The organism is Pseudomonas sp. BCRC 81390 (assembly GCF_030341915.1).
Classification (GTDB): Bacteria; Pseudomonadota; Gammaproteobacteria; order Pseudomonadales; family Pseudomonadaceae; genus Aquipseudomonas.
In genome coordinates, this window is the sequence record NZ_JATAAG010000066.1 from 510,436 (window position 1) to 513,373 (window position 2,938).

Annotated in this window: 3 protein-coding genes; 2 read left to right on the top strand and 1 reads right to left on the bottom strand. The window is 63.2% G+C overall.

Annotated features, from left to right (window positions below):
• Nucleotides 1-20 precede the first annotated feature (20 nt).
• A complete protein-coding gene (locus QSV36_RS18920; protein ID WP_170032963.1) occupies nt 21-1,292 on the bottom strand; it encodes an Hsp70 family protein in 1,272 nt (423 codons plus the stop codon).
• 164 nt (nt 1,293-1,456) lie between these two features.
• Here QSV36_RS18920 and cbpA point away from each other — a divergent pair, with 164 nt between their 5' ends.
• Together cbpA and QSV36_RS18930 are read left to right on the top strand one after the other, a co-directional pair.
• Nucleotides 1,457-2,410, top strand: coding sequence for a curved DNA-binding protein (gene cbpA / locus QSV36_RS18925; RefSeq protein ID WP_289133719.1), 954 nt, complete (start codon nt 1,457-1,459; stop codon nt 2,408-2,410).
• A gap of 2 nt (nt 2,411-2,412) precedes the next feature.
• Nucleotides 2,413-2,718 (top strand): chaperone modulator CbpM, encoded by a 306-nt coding sequence (locus QSV36_RS18930; protein WP_289133720.1) that lies wholly within the window; start codon nt 2,413-2,415, stop codon nt 2,716-2,718.
• The last annotated feature ends 220 nt before the right edge of the window (nt 2,719-2,938 follow it).

Consider the following 2,938-nt stretch of genomic DNA (forward strand, 5'->3'; position numbering starts at 1 on the left):
CACAGGCTAAAGAGCCTGGCTCAGGCCACGCCGTAGCGCTTGCGTGCCTCGATGGCCAGCCCGCTGCCAATGCTGCCAAAGATGTTGCCTTCCACATGCCGTGCATTCGGCAGCATCGCCGCCACGCTGTTGCGCAGCGCCGGGATCCCGCTGGAACCGCCGGTGAAGAACACCGTGTCGACCTGGGTCTCGCTGACACCCGCCTTGGCCAGCAATTCGCTCACGCTGCCACGCACGCGCTCCAGCAACCCTTCGATAGCCGCCTCGAACAACGTACGGGACAGGTCCACGCCCAGCTCGCGCTCGATACGGCCGAGGTCGACGCGCCGGCTCTGCTGCTCGGTCAGCTCGATCTTGCTGGCCTCCACTTCCATCGCCAACCAGTGCCCGGCACGCTCTTCGATCAGCTTGAACAGGCGGTCGATGCCCAGCGTGTCCTCGATGTCGTAGCGCATGCTGCCCAGGGCCAGCTGCGACTTCTGCGAGTACAGGGCGTTGATGGTGTGCCAGGTGGCCAGGTTGAGGTGGTAGCTGGTGGGCATCAGCGCACCGCTCTTCATGCGGCTGCCGTAGCCGAACAGCGGCATCACGCCCTGCAGGCTCAGTTGCTTGTCGAAGTCGGTACCGCCGATGTGCACGCCGCCGGTGGCGAGGATGTCGCTCTGCCGCTCGGCGACCAGGTGGCGCTCGGGCGACAGGCGGATCAGGGTGAAGTCCGAGGTACCACCGCCGATATCGACGATCAGCACCAGCTCTTCGCGGCTGATGCCCGACTCGTAGTCGAAGGCGGCGGCAATCGGCTCGTACTGGAACGACACGTCCTTGAAGCCGATCTTGCGTGCCACTTCGGCCAGGGTGTCCTCGGCCTCCTGGTCAGCGGCCGGGTCTTCGTCGACGAAGAACACCGGGCGGCCCAGCACCACCTGGTCGAACTCGCGGCCGGCCGTGGCCTCGGCGCGTTTCTTCAACTCGCCGATGAACATGCCCAGCAGGTCCTTGAACGGCAGGGCGCTGCCCAGCACGCTGGTATCGTGCTTGATCAGCTTGGAACCCAACAGGCTTTTCAGCGAGCGCATCAGGCGCCCTTCGTAGCCTTCCAGATACTCGTGCAGTGCCAGGCGGCCATACACCGGGCGACGTTCCTCGATGTTGAAGAACACCACCGAGGGCAGGGTGATCTTGCCGTCTTCCAGGGCAATCAGCGACTCGACACCCGGACGGTGCCAGCCAACCGTGGAGTTGGAGGTGCCAAAGTCGATGCCCAGGGCGCGGGCCGGGGATACGTCAGACATGGGGAATGAGCTTCCGGAGGCAAAACGGCCGCGCAGTGTATGCCAGTTGGCCACAGAATCAAGACCGGTCGTCTGCCCTGGAGCAAACCCAAAGCGGTCTTGAAAGGCTATGCTTGACCCCTATCTTCAATGGCAACACGCACTTTCACATTGGTGATCCATAGATGGACTTCAAAGACTACTACAAGATACTTGGCGTAGAGCCCACGGCGGACGAGAAGGCGATCAAGGCCGCGTACCGCAAGCTGGCGCGCAAGTATCACCCCGATGTCAGCAAGGAGCGCGACGCCGAGGAAAAATTCAAGGAGGCCAACGAGGCCTACGAAGTGCTGGGCGACGCGCAGAAACGTGCCGAGTTCGACGAAATCCGCAAGTACGGTGGCCAGCATGGCCGGCCGTTCCAGGCGCCACCGGGCTGGGAAAGCCGTGGCGGTGGCGGCGGCTTCGAGGGCGGTGATTTTTCCGACTTCTTCAGTTCGATATTCGGTGCCCGGGGTGGCAACCCCTTTGGTGGTGCCCGGCAACAGCAACGCAGTGCCGGCAGGCGAGGGCAGGACGTGGAGCTTGAACTGGCGGTATTCCTTGAAGAGACCCTGAACAAGGAGTCCAAGCAGATCAGCTTCCAGGTGCCGCAGACCAATGCGCTGGGCCAGCGCACCGGCTTCACCACCAAGACCCTGAACGTGAAGATCCCGGCCGGGGTGACCGATGGCGAGCGTATCCGCCTCAAGGGGCAGGGCGCGCCGGGTAGCGCTGGCGGGGCCAACGGCGACCTGTTCCTGACCATCCGCATGGCACCGCATCCGCTGTTCGATGTCGAAGGCCATGACTTGATCATTACCGTGCCGCTGGCGCCGTGGGAGGCTGCCCTGGGTACCAAGGTGGCGGTACCGACCCTGACCGGGCAGATCAACCTGACCATCCGCCCCGACAGCCAGACCGGCCAGCGCCTGCGGGTCAAGGGCATGGGCCTGTTGAACAAGAAGGGCGAGCGCGGCGACTTGTATGCACAGCTGAAGGTGGTGATGCCCACCACCTCCGATGCCACTACCCGTGAACTGTGGACCCAGCTTTCCGAGAAGGCGGCGTTCAACCCGAGGACACAATGGAGTAAGTGATCATGAGCAGCACCCTGATCGTTCAACTGGACATGCGTACCTTGTGTCAGGAGGCCGACCTCACGGCTGACTGCGTGATCGAAATCGTCGAGCACGGCATTGTCGAACCCTCCGGGCGAACGCCGGAGGACTGGTTGTTCGACGATCAGGCGCCGCTGCTGGCCAAGCGCGCGGCCAAGCTGCACGAGGAGCTGGAGCTGGAGTGGGAAGGGGTGGCGCTGGCGCTGGAGCTGTTGCAGGAAGTGCGGCAGTTGCGCAGCGAGAACAGCATGTTGCGCCAGCGGTTGGGTAGGTTTACCCAATTGTAGGCACGCACACTGGCTCTTGTCGGAGCAACGGTCTTGCTCAAATGTTCAAAGCTGGCGTTATTCCTGTAGGAGCGGGCTTGCCCCGCGAACACCGGCACAGCCGGTCCCATCCTCCGCGTCGCCTGCTTCGCGGGGTAAACCCGCTCCCACAGGTACTGCGCTGGCTTCGAGTTGCACTACACCTGTAGGAGCAACTGTCTTGCTCAAATGTCCAAAGCTG

Excerpts from the sequence above, each read along its gene's own strand:
- cbpA (WP_289133719.1), top strand. The coding sequence starts at position 1,457 with ATGGACTTCAAAGACTACTACAAGATACTTGGCGTAGAGCCCACGGCG.
- QSV36_RS18930 (WP_289133720.1), top strand. The coding sequence starts at position 2,413 with ATGAGCAGCACCCTGATCGTTCAACTGGACATGCGTACCTTGTGTCAG.
- QSV36_RS18920 (WP_170032963.1), bottom strand. The coding sequence starts at position 1,292 with ATGTCTGACGTATCCCCGGCCCGCGCCCTGGGCATCGACTTTGGCACC.